16 protein-coding genes are annotated in these 14865 nt (G+C 71.2%); 11 read left to right on the forward strand and 5 right to left on the reverse strand.

Annotated elements, in window-relative coordinates:
- Nucleotides 1-154 precede the first annotated feature (154 nt).
- The 7 genes from QI633_RS11890 to QI633_RS11920 all read left to right on the forward strand — a co-directional run bounded on the left by QI633_RS11890 (nt 155) and on the right by QI633_RS11920 (nt 6851).
- Nucleotides 155-1243 carry a calcium-binding protein gene (locus tag QI633_RS11890; protein WP_282429095.1) on the forward strand — a complete coding sequence of 363 codons (1089 nt, stop codon included), beginning with the start codon at nt 155-157 and terminating at the stop codon, nt 1241-1243.
- A 138-nt stretch (nt 1244-1381) separates the two neighbouring features.
- Entirely contained in the window at nt 1382-2569 is a 1188-nt protein-coding gene (hsaA, locus tag QI633_RS11895; protein WP_282429096.1) for a 3-hydroxy-9,10-secoandrosta-1,3,5(10)-triene-9,17-dione monooxygenase oxygenase subunit, read from the forward strand.
- A complete protein-coding gene (gene hsaD / locus QI633_RS11900) occupies nt 2569-3450 on the forward strand; it encodes a 4,5:9,10-diseco-3-hydroxy-5,9,17-trioxoandrosta-1(10),2-diene-4-oate hydrolase (protein ID WP_141798999.1) in 882 nt (293 codons plus the stop codon). The genes hsaA and hsaD overlap by 1 nt, the downstream gene beginning before the upstream one ends.
- Complete coding sequence (hsaC, locus tag QI633_RS11905; protein ID WP_141798998.1) at nt 3447-4343, forward strand: iron-dependent extradiol dioxygenase HsaC; 897 nt, start codon at nt 3447-3449, stop codon at nt 4341-4343. Before hsaD ends, hsaC begins: the two co-directional genes overlap by 4 nt.
- 21 nt (nt 4344-4364) lie before the next feature.
- Nucleotides 4365-5000, forward strand: a complete 636-nt coding sequence (locus QI633_RS11910; RefSeq protein ID WP_260806003.1) for a flavin reductase family protein — start codon at nt 4365-4367, stop codon at nt 4998-5000.
- Nucleotides 5001-5061: 61 nt separating this feature from the next.
- Nucleotides 5062-6438, forward strand: a complete 1377-nt coding sequence (locus QI633_RS11915) for a hypothetical protein (protein ID WP_282429097.1) — start codon at nt 5062-5064, stop codon at nt 6436-6438.
- Nucleotides 6439-6494: 56 nt separating this feature from the next.
- Nucleotides 6495-6851 (forward strand): hypothetical protein, encoded by a 357-nt coding sequence (locus QI633_RS11920; RefSeq protein ID WP_282429098.1) that lies wholly within the window; start codon nt 6495-6497, stop codon nt 6849-6851.
- On the opposite strand, the gene QI633_RS11925 is transcribed toward QI633_RS11920, so the two are convergent.
- The 3 genes from QI633_RS11925 to QI633_RS11935 are packed head-to-tail and all read right to left on the reverse strand — an operon-like array spanning nt 6781 to nt 9820.
- Complete coding sequence (locus tag QI633_RS11925) at nt 6781-7773, reverse strand: acyl-CoA dehydrogenase family protein (protein WP_282429099.1); 993 nt, start codon at nt 7771-7773, stop codon at nt 6781-6783. The two genes, QI633_RS11920 and QI633_RS11925, sit on opposite strands and share 71 nt — an antisense overlap.
- Nucleotides 7773-8660 carry an acyl-CoA dehydrogenase family protein gene (locus tag QI633_RS11930; RefSeq protein ID WP_282429100.1) on the reverse strand — a complete coding sequence of 296 codons (888 nt, stop codon included), beginning with the start codon at nt 8658-8660 and terminating at the stop codon, nt 7773-7775. Before QI633_RS11930 ends, QI633_RS11925 begins: the two co-directional genes overlap by 1 nt.
- Nucleotides 8657-9820: an acyl-CoA dehydrogenase family protein gene (locus tag QI633_RS11935; protein ID WP_282429101.1), complete on the reverse strand. Its 1164-nt coding sequence runs from the start codon at nt 9818-9820 to the stop codon at nt 8657-8659. Before QI633_RS11935 ends, QI633_RS11930 begins: the two co-directional genes overlap by 4 nt.
- Before the next feature lie 97 nt (nt 9821-9917).
- Here QI633_RS11935 and QI633_RS11940 point away from each other — a divergent pair, with 97 nt between their 5' ends.
- The 3 genes from QI633_RS11940 to QI633_RS11950 are packed head-to-tail and all read left to right on the forward strand — an operon-like array spanning nt 9918 to nt 13122.
- Entirely contained in the window at nt 9918-11123 is a 1206-nt protein-coding gene (locus tag QI633_RS11940) for an acyl-CoA dehydrogenase family protein (protein ID WP_282429102.1), read from the forward strand.
- A complete protein-coding gene (locus QI633_RS11945; protein WP_282429103.1) occupies nt 11123-11926 on the forward strand; it encodes an SDR family oxidoreductase in 804 nt (267 codons plus the stop codon). The genes QI633_RS11940 and QI633_RS11945 overlap by 1 nt, the downstream gene beginning before the upstream one ends.
- A gap of 32 nt (nt 11927-11958) precedes the next feature.
- Entirely contained in the window at nt 11959-13122 is a 1164-nt protein-coding gene (locus QI633_RS11950; RefSeq protein WP_282429104.1) for an acetyl-CoA C-acetyltransferase, read from the forward strand.
- A 162-nt stretch (nt 13123-13284) separates the two neighbouring features.
- Here the strand turns inward: QI633_RS11950 and QI633_RS11955 are convergent, their stop codons facing one another.
- Complete coding sequence (locus QI633_RS11955) at nt 13285-14013, reverse strand: PilZ domain-containing protein (protein ID WP_282429105.1); 729 nt, start codon at nt 14011-14013, stop codon at nt 13285-13287.
- Between the two features lie 69 nt (nt 14014-14082).
- Between QI633_RS11955 and QI633_RS11960 the strand changes: the two genes are divergently transcribed.
- The gene (locus QI633_RS11960; protein WP_141798988.1) at nt 14083-14463 is read left to right on the forward strand and encodes a VOC family protein; all 381 of its coding nucleotides are present in this window, start codon (nt 14083-14085) and stop codon (nt 14461-14463) included.
- A gap of 19 nt (nt 14464-14482) precedes the next feature.
- Here QI633_RS11960 and QI633_RS11965 read toward each other — a convergent pair whose 3' ends face one another.
- Nucleotides 14483-14857, reverse strand: coding sequence for a hypothetical protein (locus QI633_RS11965; RefSeq protein WP_282429106.1), 375 nt, complete (start codon nt 14855-14857; stop codon nt 14483-14485).
- Nucleotides 14858-14865: the final 8 nt, after the last annotated feature.

The following is a 14865-nucleotide window of genomic DNA, read 5'->3' on the forward strand; positions in this document are numbered from 1 at the left end:
CGGTGCAACGGGGCGTCGGGCCGTCGGGCCCGGCGCCCCGTCTGCCTGCTGGGCCGGCCCGGATCCTCGGCGCCCGGCTGGGTAGGTTGACGGGACGCCGGCGCGCCTCGTCGTACCGGCCCGATCCAACACCCGCTACGTCTTGGGAGTACAGATGAAGAAGATGAAGGCGGCCAGCTGCGCGCTCGCCGCTGCCCTGGCACTCGGTACGGCCGCTCCGGCCCTGGCCCAGGACTACCTGGGCACGCCGAAGAAGGACAAGATCACCGGGACCCCCGGCGACGACCAGATCATGGGTCTGGCCGGCAAGGACAAGCTCTGGGGCGGCGACGGCAACGACCGTGTCGAGGGCGGCGCGGGCAATGACAAGGTCTTCGGCGGCAATGGCAACGACTACCCGCTCCTCGGCGGCGAGGGCAACGACAAGATCTTCGGCGAGGCCGGCAACGACGGCATCGAGGGCGGTCTCGGCAACGACAAGATCAACACCGGTGACGGCGCCGACTACGCCACCGGCGACCAGGGCAACGACAAGATGCGGGCCGGCAACGGCGACCCGACGCAGCCCGACCCCAACAAGGGCGGCTACGACGGCACCAGCCTCGAGGGCGGGGTGGGCAAGGACAAGCTGTGGGGCGGGTCCGGCAACGACTACCTCTACGGCGGCGCGGACAACGACAAGCTCAACGGCGGTGCGGGCGCCGACGTGACCTACGGCGACGACGGCGACGACAAGGTCAAGGGCGGCGACGGCGACGACTCCGCGGCCGGCGGCGCCGGAGACGACAACGTCAAGGGCGGTCCCGGCAACGACTACGTGACGGGCGAGGCCGGTCGCGACAAGGTGATCGGTGGCCCGGGCGACGACCAGTTCTGGGAGCCGGCCGGCGAGGGCGACGTGCTCAAGGGCGGTGCCGGCAACGACACCTTCGGCGGCCTGTACGGCCTGCTGTCGGGCACCTTCAAGGCCATCGGTGGCGCGGGTGACGACATCATCATGGTCGGCGACGTCGACGAGGACACGGTGATCAAGCCGGGTGCGGGCAACGACAAGGTCTACGTCAAGAACCCCTACAAGGGCATGAAGATCAAGTGCGGTGCGGGCCTCGACACGATCTACTTCAACATCAAGGTGAAGAAGGTCAAGGCCAAGGGCTGCGAGACCGTCGTCTACGGCAAGGACCCCTACCACTGGGACGCCGAGGGCGCCCAGCCGGTGTGGTGGCGCTCGCTGGTCGGCTGACTCCGACCGACTGCGTCCACGGGGCGTCGGGCCTTCGGGTCCGGCGCCCCGTGTCGTGTTGGGGCACCCCGCTTGTGCCAAAAGTAGAACCTGTTCTAATCTGGTGCAGCACACACTGTCGCAGACACAGGAGCTCCCATGAACCAGGACTTCGCCCCCGAGGTGACCGCCGTCCTCGACGGCGTGCGTGACCTCCTCCCGACCATCCGCGAGCGGGCCGAGGAGGGCGAGCGTCTGCGCGTCATCCCGGACGCCTCGATCAAGGAGCTCGAGGAGACCGGCTTCTTCCGGCTGCTCCAGCCGAAGCGGTACGGCGGCATCGAGGCCGACCCGGTTGCCTTCTACACCGCCGTGCGCGACATCGCCACCGCCGACGGCGCCACCGGCTGGGTCTCCAGCGTGGTCGGTGTCCACCCCTGGCAGGTCGCGCTGTTCGCCGACGAGGCGCAGCAGGCTGTGTGGGGGGACGACCAGACGGTGCGGCTGTCGTCGTCGTACGCCCCCACCGGCAAGGCCGTCATCACCGAGGGCGGGTTCAAGCTCTCCGGCAAGTGGAGCTTCTCCTCCGGCTCCGACCACTGCAGCTGGGTGCTGCTCGGCGGCCTCGTGTTCAACGAGGATGGTCAGGTCGTCGACTTCCGCACCTTCATGGTGCCCCGCGAGAAGTACCAGATCGTCGACGTCTGGAACGTCGTCGGCCTGCGTGGCACAGGCTCCAACGACATCGTCGTGGAGGAGACCTTCATCCCCGAGGCGTTCACGCTGTCGATGGGGGAGACCGGCGCCTGCCGCGGTCCGGGCCAGGAGGTCAACACCAGCGACCTCTACAAGCTGCCCTTCCACTCGATCTTCACCAGCACCATCGCCACCCCGATCATCGGCATGGCGAAGGGTGCGTACGCCGAGCACGTCGAGATGCAGCAGAAGCGCGTGCGTGCGGCGTACCTCGGCGAGAAGGCCTCGCTCGACCCGTTCGCCGCGGTCCGCATCGCCCGTGCCTCCTCGGAGATCGACGCCGCCTGGGCACTGCTGATCAACAACATCCGCGAGGAGCAGGCCCACGTCGCGAAGGGTGAGCAGATCCCGCTCGAGCTGCGGCTGCGGGTGCGCCGTGACCAGGTGCTCGGCACCGCCCGCTCGATCGAGGCGATCGATGCGCTGTTCGAGGCGTCGGGCGGTCGTGCGCTCGCCGAGGGCACCTACCTCCAGCGTGCCTGGCGCGACTCGCACGCCGGTCGCGTGCACGCCGCCAACGACCCCGAGCGCGCGCTGCAGATGTACGGCGCCCAGCAGTTCGGCCACAAGGTCGACCCGGGGATGTACTGATGCCCGACTTCTCCAAGGAGGGGACCCGTCGCTCGGCGAAGGCCGGCGACATCACCCTGAACTACTACGAGGCCGGCGAGTCGTCCGACGTCGGGGGAGGGCTGCCGTTCGTGCTCCTGCACGGCGGTGGGCCCGGCGCCTCGGCGTGGAGCAACTTCGGCCCGGCACTGCCGCGCTTCGCGGAGAGCTTCCGCACCCTGCTGGTCGACCAGCCCGGCTTCGGTGCCTCCGACAAGCCCGAGGTGCAGGCCAACTACTTCCGCCACTCCGCGTCGTACCTCGTCAAGCTGCTCGACGAGCTGCAGATCGAGCGGGTCCACCTGCTCGGCAACTCCCTCGGTGGAGGTACGGCGACCCGGTTCGCGCTGGAATACCCCGACCGCGTCGGCCGGCTGGTGCTGATGGGCCCCGGCGGACTGTCGACCAACCTGTTCCACGCCGACCCGACCGAGGGCGTCCAGCGGCTGATGGACTTCAGCATGAACCCCAGCCGCGAGGCACTGCGGGCGTTCATCTCCACGATGGTCGTCAACCAGGCCCTGGTCACCGACGAGCTCGTCGAGGAGCGCTTCGCCGACGCCACCGCGCCGGGCTCGCTCGAGGCCATGCGCTCGATGGGCGCGTCGTTCTGGAACCCGGAGTGGGCCGAGGACGGCATGCTCTGGCGCGAGGCGCACCGGCTGCGCAAGCACACCCTGCTGACGTGGGGCCGCGAGGACCGGGTGAACCCGCTCGACGGCGCGCTGGTCGCGCTCAAGCAGATCCCCAAGGCCCAGCTCCACGTCTTCCCCAACTGCGGCCACTGGGCACAGATCGAGGCGGCCGAGGAGTTCGCCGAGATCTGCACCGCCTTCCTGGCCCGCCACAAGGAGCGTTCGTGACGATCGACATCAAGTCCATGGGCTACATCCGGGTCGCGAGCACCGACCTGGGGGCCTGGAAGACCTTCGCCGGCAAGGTGCTCGGCCTCGCCGAGGGCCGCGGCCCCGACCCGGACCACCAGTACTGGCGCATCGACGAGGTCTCCGCGCGGGTGGTGGTGTTCCCCTCCGACGTCGACCAGCTCGACTGCACCGGTTGGGAACTCGCCGACCACCAGGCCCTGCAGGCCGCCCGTGAGCACCTGCAGAAGGCCGGCGTGGAGTTCGAGGAAGGCACCAAGGACGAGCTCGACGAGCGCCGGGTCCAGGAGCTGATCCGGTTCCGCGACCCGTGGGACAACGTGTTCGAGCTGTTCCACGGCATCACCTACGAGGCGCGACCCGTCGTGACGCCGTACGCCGCCACCTTCGTCACCGGCGACCAGGGCATGGGTCACATCGTCGTCCCGGTGCTCGACGACGTCGAGGCGCTGCGGTTCTACACCGAGGTCCTCGGCTTCCGGCTGCGTGACTCGATGAGCATGCCCGGCGAGTTCGTCGGCAAGGAGCCGGGCAGCAAGGTCTGGCTGCGCTTCCTCGGCGTCAACCCGCGCCACCACTCGCTGGCCTTCCTGCCGATGCCCAACCCGAGCAAGTGCGTCCACGTGATGCTCGAGGTCGACAAGCTCGACCACGTCGGTCGAGCGCTCGAGCGCGTCCGCAAGCACGGTGCGCCGCTGTCGGCCACCCTGGGCCGCCACATGAACGACGAGATGATCTCGTTCTACGTCAAGTCGCCCGGCGGCTTCGACGTCGAGTTCGGCACCGAGGGCATGACCGTCGACGACGCCCGCTGGGTGGCGCGCGAGTCGACCGCCGTCTCGTACTGGGGCCACGTGTTCGGCGGCCAGTGAGTGGCCACTAACGTGAGTGACGTGAGCGAGATCCCGGAGGGCATCAGCCCCGACGCGCGGGAGACCTGGCCGCACCCCGAGCTGATCCAGTCGTGGCTCGGGGACGCCGAGGTCGACTTCGAGCTGCGTCCCGGTGAGGAGGTCGCGGTCCACGACGACCCGGCGGCCCAGGCCGCCGCGCGCCGGTTCCGCGACACCCTGGGCTGCTTCGCTTCCGGGATCACCGTGATCACCACGATGAGCGGCGACGAGCCGGTCGGCATGACCTGCCAGTCCTTCGCCAGCGTCTCGCTCGACCCGCCGCTGATCACCTTCGTCCCGGCGCGCAGCTCGCGCGCCTGGCCGGCGATCCAGCGCTCGGGCCGGTTCTGCGTCAACGTCCTGGCCGCCGACCAGGAGCACGTCTCCGGGCAGATGGCGACCAAGGGGATCGACAAGTTCGCCGGGATCTCCTGGCAGCCCGCGGCGGCGACCGGGTCGCCCGTCATCGAGGGCACGCTCGCGCACCTCGACTGCACCATCCACGCGGTCTACGAGGGTGGCGACCACTTCATCGTCGTCGGCAAGGTCGAGCACCTCGAGGCGCACTCCGAGGACGCCGCAGTCGCCGAGCCACTCCTCTACTTCAAGGGCCGCTACCGCACCACCGACTCGTGACCCGGGCCCCGTCCGGGCGTTGAGCCCCTGATCGAGTACGACGAACCGGTCGGGGGGATCGATGAGGATGCGCAGGGCGCTCGGGGCGGTGGCCGTCGCAGTCCTGCTGCCCGGGCTGCCGGGGATGTCAGGACTGTCCGGGCTCGGCGCCGGCGCCGCGGCCGATCCGTCCATGCCGTCCGATCCCGGCCCGGCGACCACCCGACCCGACGTACGACTGCTGCCCCACGCCGGGGTGCGGGACTACTGGACCGCGAAGCGGATGCGCACCGCGGTCCCTCTCGACCTCGACCCGGCGGGCAATGCCACGACCGCCCCGGCGTCGACATCCGGCGTCCAGGGCCGGACCTCGGGCCGGGTGGGCGAGGGCCTGCGCAGCACGGGGAAGCTGTTCTTCTCCGACGGCGGCACCAACTACGTGTGCTCGGCGTCGTCGGTCAACACGCCGGAGAAGGACCTCGTGGTCACCGCCGGGCACTGCGTGAACTCCGGCGGCACCCGGGTGCTGCTCGGCGGCTGCCGCGCCGGCACCTATTACAGCAACTTCATGTTCGTCCCCGGCTACGACCACAACGCCCGGCCCTACGGCACCTGGGTCGGCACCGCCGCGATCGCGCAGGGCGACTGGGTCTCGCGGTGCGACGAGGTCGCGCACGACCAGGCGATGATCCGGGTCGCACCCCAGGGCGGCCTCGATCTGGTCGACGTCGTCGGCGGCAACGGACTGGCCTGGAACTACCCGGTGCGCGAGGACGGCGTCCGCGTCGTCGGCTGGCCGGCCGAGGCGCCGTACGACGGCCAGAGCCGCCAGGAGTGCACCGGATCGACCACGGTGCTCGACCAGACCGGCGACGCGCAGATCTCGTGCCCGCTGACGGGCGGGGCCAGTGGCGGGCCGTGGTTCCTGCGGATGGCCAGCGCCGACACCGGCTTCATCTTCGCGGTCACCTCCCGCCGGACGACGTCCGGGCCACCGCTGCTGCTCGCGACCCCGTTCGACGCCACCATCGAGGGCCTGCTGGCCGCGGCACGGGTCGCGGGCCGCCCGGCCGCGCGCCCCGTCGTGGGCCCGGCGTCGGGCCCCGGGGTGGGACGGCCGAAGCGGCAGCGGCTGCGCCTGTTCGCGACCAGCCCCTCGGTCGGCTTCGGTGAGGCCTACCAGCTGGTCGCCGAGACCCGCCGCGTGCGCCGGATGGTGCTCCAGGTCCGCACCGCGCCCGGCGCCCCGTGGGCCCGGGTCGCGAAGGCGCGGGTGCACCAGGGCGTCACGGTCTTCACCCAGGCGGCAGCACCGGGGACCTGGTGGTACCGGGTGAAGGTCCGCAAGGCGAGGAAGCACAGCGCGCCGGTGGCGGTGAGCGTCAGCCCCTGCCCGATGCCGCTCGACCGCACCCCCAGTGTGGTGAGCAACACGCGCTGCACCAGCCCCGTCGGCTGACCTCACTGCCCCTTGTAACTACGTGTTACGTCACCAATTTGGGGCGGAAGTGGCCCATGTGGTGGAACTGTGCTGTAACACGTAGTTACAAGTCCGGCCGCGCACGCGGCGGCGTGCTGCACCCGCGGTTCCAGCCGGTCGTCGAGCGGCGGGCGATGCCGGCGATGAAGGCCGAGCTGGTCCCCTCGCAGCTGATCGGGCTGGCGATGACCCGCTACGTGCTGAAGATCGAGCCGCTCGCCTCCGCGCCGGTCGACGACGTGGTCGCGATGGTCGCGCCGGCGGTCGCCGCGGTCCTGCAGGGGCCGGACACCTACCTGGGGTCCGGTGGCCCCGCGCGGCTCAGAGGTCCACGGCTGCCCGGTGCCGGTGCGGTGCGCCGTACAGCTGCCCGAGTGCGTGGGCGCGCTTGAACACCAGGTGGGCGTCGTGCTCCCAGGTGATCGCGATGCCGCCGTGCAGCTGGACGCACTCGCTGGCGGCCAGGGCCGCCGTCTCGAGGGCGTACGACGCCGCGGCGTGGGTCAGGAAGGCCGCCTCCGCGGCGTCGGTGTCCGTGTCGGCGAGGGCGTAGGAGGCCGCCCAGCTCGCCGAGCGGGACATCTCGACCCGCGCCAGCAGGTCGGCCATCCGGTGCTTGAGCGCCTGGAAGGACCCGATCGGGCGGCCGAACTGCACCCGCTCCTTGAGGTAGCCGACCGTCATCCGCAGCGCCCGGTCCGACAGGCCGACCGCGAGGGCGGCCACGGCCGCCGCACCGACGAGCTCGGCCCGCGCGCGGGCGGCGTTGCCGTCGCCGATCACGGTCAGCTCCGCAGCGGACAGATCGAGCCGGGCGAGCCGGACGCTCTGGTCCATCGACTCGGCCCAGGTCGCGGTCGCGCCGCTCACCTCGACCAGGTCGTCGCCGCGGACCGCGAGGAGGATCTCGGCGCGGTCGGCGTCGAGGACCGGGCCGTCGTCGAGGGCGATCGTGGCGATCTCGCCCGCGGCGATGCGGGGGAGCAGCCGCTTCCTCGCGTCGTCGGTCGCGCCCGCCAGCAGCGCCTCGGTGGCGACCGTGGTGGCCAGCAGCGGGCTCGGCGCGATGGTGCGGCCGAGCTCCTCGAGCACCACGGCGGTCTCGAAGAAGGACACCCCGACGCCGTCGTACTCCTCGGGAACGCCGAGCGCCGCCACGCCGATCTGCTCGCACAGGGTCGCCCAGAGCGCCTCGTCGTACCCCGTCTCCGAGGTCGACGCCGCGCGGACGGCGGCCGAGTCGGCACGCTTCTCCAGCAGGCCGCGGACGGTCGCCGCCAGCTCGGCCTGCTCCTCGCTGAGCTCGAACTGCATCACGCGCTCCGGAGGGTCTCGAGGATGCGGGCGCGGTGCGCGGCCGGCGTTCCCCAGGCGGTGACCAGCGCGCGGATCTTGGTGATCCACACGCTGAGGTCGAACTCCTGGGTGTAGCCGATCGCCCCGTGCACCTGCAGGCCGGTGCGGGAGGCGAGGTACGCCGCGTCCGCGCAGGCGACCTTGGCGGCCGAGACCGCGCGGGGCGTCGGGTCGAGAGCAGCGCCGAGGACCAGCGGCCGGGCGAAGTCGAGCGCGATGCGCACGTCGGCGAGCTTGTGCTTGATCGCCTGGTAGGAGCCGATCTCGCGGCCGAACTGCTTGCGCTGCTTGACGTAGGTCACCGCGTCGGCGAGCACCCTCTCGCCGGCACCCAGCAGCTGGGCGGCGGTCGCGAGCACGGCCAGGTCGTACGCCGCCGCGAGGTCGCCGTGCTCGACGGCGTCGCCGGGCGTGACGTCGAACAGGTGGCGGCTGCGGTCGACCGAGGTGTGGGCCTTCCCGGCGGTGGCGGTGTGCAGGGTGTCGCCGACGACGGCGTACACCGCGTCGGCGACGTCCGCGTCCAGCGCCCGCGGCATCGCGACGGTGGCGACGCCCTCCACCTCGGCGCCGAGCGCCACGGGCAGGTAGGCGGCAGCCTCGACCCACGGGCCGGGGACGGCGTGGCGGCCGAGCGCCTCGAACGCGACGCAGACCTCGACGGGGGAGGCCTCGGTGGCGAGCATGGTCAGGCCCTGCTCGGCCAGCCGCTCCCACAGCTTGAGGCCGGCGGCATGGTCGCCTGCCGCCCAGCCGCGGGCCGCGGCGACGGTGTCGGCTGCGGCCAGCAGGGAGTCGAGGGAGGCGGCGAAGTCCTGCTGGTCGGTGGTGAGCTCGAACTTCATTTCTGCACTCCCTTGGGCTCACGCGGCAGACCGAGAATTCTCTCCGCAACAATATTTCGTTGAATCTCGTTGGTGCCGGCGTAGATCGGGCCGGACAGCGAGAAGGTGTAGCCGTCGAGCCAGCGGGACTCGAGCTCGGCGTCGGGGCCGAGCAGGTCGAGGGCGGTCTCGTGGAGGGCGACGTCGAGCTCGCTCCACCACACCTTGTTGACCGAGCCCGCGGCTCCGATGTCGCCGCCGTCCTTGAGCTTCGTCACGGTGCCCCAGGTGTAGAGGCGGTAGGCCTCGGCCTTGAGCCACGCGTCGACGACGCGGTCGGCGACGCGCGGGTCGGGCCTCTCGTCGTACAGCGCGAGCAGGCGGTCGGCGGCGGCGGTGAACCGGCCGGGGGAGCGCAGTGAGAGGCCGCGCTCGTTCCCGGCGGTGCTCATCGCGACCCGCCAGCCGTCACCCGGCGCGCCGAGCACATCGGTGTCGGGCACGAAGACGTCGTCGAAGAAGACCTCCGCGAAGCCCTCCTCGCCGTCGAGCTGCGCGATCGGGCGCACGGTCACGCCCTCGGCGTCGAGCGGGAAGAGGAAGTAGGTGAGCCCGGCGTGCTTCTGCGCCTCCGGGTCGCTGCGGAACAGGCCGAAGCCCCACTGGGCCAGGGCCGCGCGCGAGCACCAGATCTTCTGGCCGTTGAGCACCCAGCCGCTCTCCCCGGTGGTTGAGCTTGTCGAAACCCGGCGGGCGCTCGACTTGAGGGAGGCGAGGTCGGAGCCGGCCTCGGGCTCGCTCCAGCACTGCGCCCAGACCCGCTCGCCGGTCGCCATCGAGGGCAGGAAGCGGTCCTGCTGCTCGGGGGTGCCGTGCTCGAAGATGATCGGGGCCAGCAGGAAGATCCCGTTCTGCGAGACACGCAGGGGAGCGCCGGCGCGGTAGTACTCCTCCTCGAAGATGATCCACTCCACGAGGGACGCCTCGCGACCGTGGTACTCCTTCGGCCAGGACACGACCGACCAGCGCTCGGCGGCGAGCTTCGCCTCCCAGGCCTGGTGCAGGACGAAGCCCTCGGCGGTGTCGAGGGACGGCAGCGGTTCGGCCGGCACGTTGGCCGCCAGCCAGGCGCGAGCCTCGGCCTGGAAGGCCAGCTCGGACTCGCTCAGTTCGAGATCCATGTCAGTAGGTGTTCCTCATCGGCGTGGAGGTCGTCACAGTCGAAATGTAGGCCCCGGCGCTGCCCGAACCAAGCATTTGCTTGGTAGAGTAGCAGCCATGAACCTGACCGAGGGGCCTGAGGACCGCGCATTCCGCGCAGAGGTCCGGGAATGGCTCGGCGACCACCTGACCGGCGAGTGGGCCGCGCTGCGCGGGCTCGGCGGACCCGGTCGCGAGCACGAGGCCCACGACGAGCGGCTGGCCTGGAACCGTCATCTCGCCGAGCACGGCTGGACCGCGGTCGGCTGGCCGACCGAGCACGGTGGGCGCGGCCTGTCGCTGTGGCAGCAGGTGATCTTCCACGAGGAGTACGCGCGGGCCGAGGCGCCGGCCGGTGTCAACCACCTCGGCGAGCAGCTGCTCGGTCCGACGCTGATCGCGTTCGGCACCCCCGAGCAGCAGCAGCGCTTCCTGCCGGAGATCATCGCCGTGCGCGAGCTGTGGGCGCAGGGCTACTCCGAGCCCGGCGCCGGCTCCGACCTCGCCAACGTGCAGACGCGGGCCCGCCTCGACGAGTCCACCGGCGAGTGGGTGATCGACGGCCAGAAGGTGTGGACGTCGCTGGCCCACCTCTCCGACTGGTGCTTCGTGGTCGCGCGCACCGAGGCGGGCTCGCAGCGCCACCAGGGGCTCTCCTTCCTGCTCGTGCCGCTGCGCCAGGACGGCGTCGAGGTGCGCCCGATCGAGCAGCTCACCAGCGGCTCGGAGTTCAACGAGGTCTTCTTCACCGGCGCCCGCACCTCCGCCGACCTCGTCGTCGGCGAGCGGGGCTCGGGCTGGGGTGTGGCGATGGGCCTGCTCGGCTTCGAGCGTGGCGTCTCCACGCTCGGCCAGACCGTCGGCTTCGCCCGCGAGCTCGAGACCGTCGTGGCCCGGGCCAAGGAGAACGGCTCGATCGACGACCCGGTCGTCCGCGACCGGCTTGCTGCCCTGAAGGCCGAGCTGGCCGTGATCCGCAGCTTCGCGCTGCGCGCGCTCGCCCTCGTCGAGGGCGGCCAGGACTCGGCCGCCGGTGGTGGCGCGGGGTCGATCTTCAAGCTGGCCTGGGCGACCTGGCACCGCACCCTCGGTGAGGTCGCCATGGACGTCGCCGGGCGCGGCGGCCTGGTGACCCGGGGCGGGTCGTCGTACGACCTCGACGACCACCAGCGCCTCTTCCTCTTCTCGCGTGCCGACACGATCTACGGCGGCAGCGACGAGATCCAGCGAAACATCCTCGCCGAGCGCGTGCTCGGCCTTCCGCGTGAACCGAAGGGATCCTGATGTCTGAGCTCCGTCCCGAGCAGCCCACCCCCGAGTACGTCCCCGGGCACGACCTGCTCGCCGGCAAGGTGGTCGTCGTGACCGCCGCCGCAGGTGCCGGGATCGGTGCGGCCGTCGTACGCCGGGCGCTGGAGGAGGGCGCCAAGGCGGTCGTCTTCAGCGACACCCACGAGCGTCGCCTCGCCGAGGCCGAGGAGGCCCTGGCCGCCGAGTTCGGCGCCGACCGGGTCCGCCAGCTGGTGTGCAATGTGACCAAGGAGGAGGACATCACCGCCCTCCTCGACGCGGCCGAGGAGTTCGGCGGCGTCGACGTCATGATCAACAACGCCGGCCTCGGCGGCACCGACTCGATCCTCGAGGTCACCGACGAGACCTGGAACCGGGTCATCGACATCACCCTCACCGGCACCATGCGCGCCACCCGCGCGGTCGGCCAGCGCTTCGTGGCTCGCGGCAAGAAGGGCGTCATCGTCAACAACGCCTCGGTCATCGGCTGGCGCGCGCAGGAGGGCCAGGCCCACTACGCCGCCGCCAAGGCCGGCGTGATGGCGCTGACCCGCTGCTCGGCGCTCGACCTCGCGCCCCACGGCATCCGGGTCAACGCGGTCTCGCCGTCGCTGGCCATGCACCCCTTCCTGGAGAAGGTGACCTCGCCCGAGCTGCTCGTCGAGCTCAAGCAGCGTGAGGCCTTCGGCCGCGCCGCCGCCCCGTGGGAGGTCGCCAACGTGATGGTCTTCCTCGCGAGCGACTACTCGTCGTACCTCACGGGCGAGGTTATCTCCGTCAGCAGCCAGCACGCCTGAGCTCTTCCACCCTCTACGCAAGGAGTCCTGTCATGGCTGAGGCCTATATCGTCGACGCGGTCCGCACCGCCGTGGGCAAGCGCGGCGGCGCACTCGCCGGCGTCCACTCCGCCGACCTCGGCGCCCACTCACTCGCCGCGCTCGTCGAGCGCACCGGCATCGACGCGGGTGCCGTCGACGACGTGATCCTGGGCTGCTGCGACACCATCGGCTCGCAGGCCGGCGACATCGCCCGCACCGCGTGGCTGGTCGCGGGGCTGCCCGACCACGTTCCCGGCGTCACCATCGACCGCCAGTGCGGCTCGTCCCAGCAGGCCGTGCACTTCGCGGCCCAGGGCGTCATGTCCGGCACCCAGGACCTCGTCGTTGCTGGCGGCGTGCAGAACATGAGCGCCATCCCGATCTCCGCCGCGATGATGGTCGGCCAGCAGTATGGCTTCACCACGCCGTTCGCCGAGTCGCCCGGCTGGATCAAGCGGTACGGCGGCCAGGAGGTCAGCCAGTTCCGGTCGGCCGAGATGATCGCGGAGAAGTGGGACGTGTCCCGCGAGGACATGGAGAGGTTCGCGCTGGCCTCCCACGAACGGGCCAAGGCCGCCATCGCCGAGGGCCGCTTCGCGAGCGAGATCGCGCCGTACGTACTCGAGGACGGCAGCGTCTTCGCCACCGACCAGTGCCCGCGTGACACCTCCTTGGAGAAGATGGCCGGCCTCGAGCCGCTCGCCCCCGGCGGCCGGATCACCGCCGGTGTCGCCTCACAGATCTGCGACGGCTCCGCCGCGGTGCTCGTCGCCTCCGAGCAGGCGGTCAAGGACCACGGGCTGACCCCGCGGGCGCGGATCGTGCACCTCTCGGTGCGCGGCGACGACCCGGTCTGGATGCTCACCGGGCCGATCCCCGCGACCAAGCACGCGCTTGCCAAGGCCGGTATGACGATCGACGACATCGACCTGTTCGAGTGCAACGAGGCCTTCGCGTCCGTCGTGCTGGCCTGGATGAAGGAGACCGGGGCGCCGCACGAGAAGGTCAACGTCAACGGCGGCGGCATCGCGTTGGGCCACCCCATCGGCGCCACCGGCGCCCGGCTGATGACCACCCTGCTCAACGAGCTCGAGCGCACCGGTGGCCGCTACGGCCTGCAGACCATGTGCGAGGGCGGCGGCCAGGCCAACGTCACCATCATCGAGCGTCTCTGACCCTCACGGGTGGCGCGGACCCATAACGGTTGAGTTGCCCCTTCCTCACCGTTGAGTTGCCCCTTCCTCACAGTTGAGTTGCCGGTACGGCAAGGGCGGTCGACCCGGCACTGGAAGCTCAATGGGTAGAAAGTGGCAACTCAACGATGAGAAGACGGCAACTCAACGCCTCACCCGGCGCCGGCGGCGCTCGGTCTCGAACACCAGCCGCCGGAGCCGGTCGCCGTGGAGACTCGGGTCCACGAAGGCGATCGCGACCCCGATCCCGCCGTTGGCGAACCGCACGTGGCGCACGATCCGGGCTGCCTGGACCAAGTTGTCGCCGTCGACCCGGGTGGTCGCCTCGACGCTGGTGCCGACCGGCGGGGGCTCGGTGCGCACGCTCGCCATCAGGCCGCCCTCGCTCACGTCGACGACCACGCCGAGGATCTCGACGTGTTCGGGCTGCTCGGGCTGCTCGGGCTGCTCGGGCTGCTCGGGCTGCTCGTCGACGGTGTCGTCGGCGTCCTCGGCCGCGGGCGTCCAGCGCAGCAGCACCGGCATCGAGATCCGGGCCCGGAAGTAGGCCCGCTGCTGCAGGCGCGCGGCGGGTGAGCTCGGGCGGAGCAGCCACACCTCGCCGTACGCCCGCCGACCGGGGCGGGTGCTCACCGGGCACTCCATCCGGCCGAGCGGGTAGGTCCAGGAGAGGGTGACGTCGAAGTGGTGCTCGTGCGGGTCCATCCCGTTCGGGCAGGCGACGACCAGCGTGGTCGAGCCGTCGGACTGGGGCTCGAGGTCGAGCACCCTCGTCTCGAGTGCCACCGGCTCGCCGGCGGTCGGGCGCAGCGTGAGCGCCACGGTCTGCAGCACGCCCGGATGTACGTCGGGCGGGACGTCCCTGTGCTGCATGCCGACTTGATCGGCCGCGGATCGCCGTACCTGAGGACGAGTGTCGGCGCAGGCTGGTTCGATGGGCGCATGATCGATCACCTCGGCATCAACTGCGCCGATCTCGCTGCGTCCAAGACCTTCTACGACCAGGTGCTCGCTCCGCTGGGCTACGGCCGGGTCCTCGACTACGACGTGGCCGTCGGCTACGGCCCCGAGGGCGATCCCGCCTTCTGGCTGAGCAGCTACGCCGACATGCCGCCCCAGCGCGAGGTCCACGTCGCGTTCAAGGCTGCCGACGTCGCAGCCGTCCACGCCTTCCACGAGGCCGCGGTGGCCGCGGGCGTCGAGGTGCTCCACGAGCCGCGGCCGTGGCCGGAGTACCACCCGGGCTACTACGGCGTCTTCGTGCGCGACCTCGACGGCAACAACGTCGAGGCCGTCTTCCACGGCTACGTCGCCGAGGGGTGAGCCCGGGGGTGGGCGGTGCTCAGAGCACCGTCCACCAGATGCCGACGATCGCCGGGACCAGCCCGAGCGCCAGCCACGGCGAGCGCCACGAGCGCCCGTTGATGACGAGCGTGGCCGCGATACCGCCGACCATGAAGGTGGCGGCGATGATGTTGAGGCCGATTCGGGCGTCGGTCCGGTCGGCGGCGACGTGGTCGGCCGCGATCACGAAGCCCGCCGAGAGGTGGAGGATCGTGGTGATGACCAGCACCGAGACCACCCGGCGCTGCACGCGCTGGAGTCGCTCGATGTCCTTCGGGTCCGGCGCCTTGCGGGGCGCGTTCGGGTCCATCAGGTGACGGCGGCGGGGGGCGGCTGCGCTCGGGCTCGACCCCTGCGGCGACGTCTGGTTCACCTCCTCAG

Origin of the sequence: Nocardioides sp. QY071, assembly GCF_029961765.1 — a bacterium.
Classification (GTDB): Bacteria; Actinomycetota; Actinomycetes; order Propionibacteriales; family Nocardioidaceae; genus Nocardioides.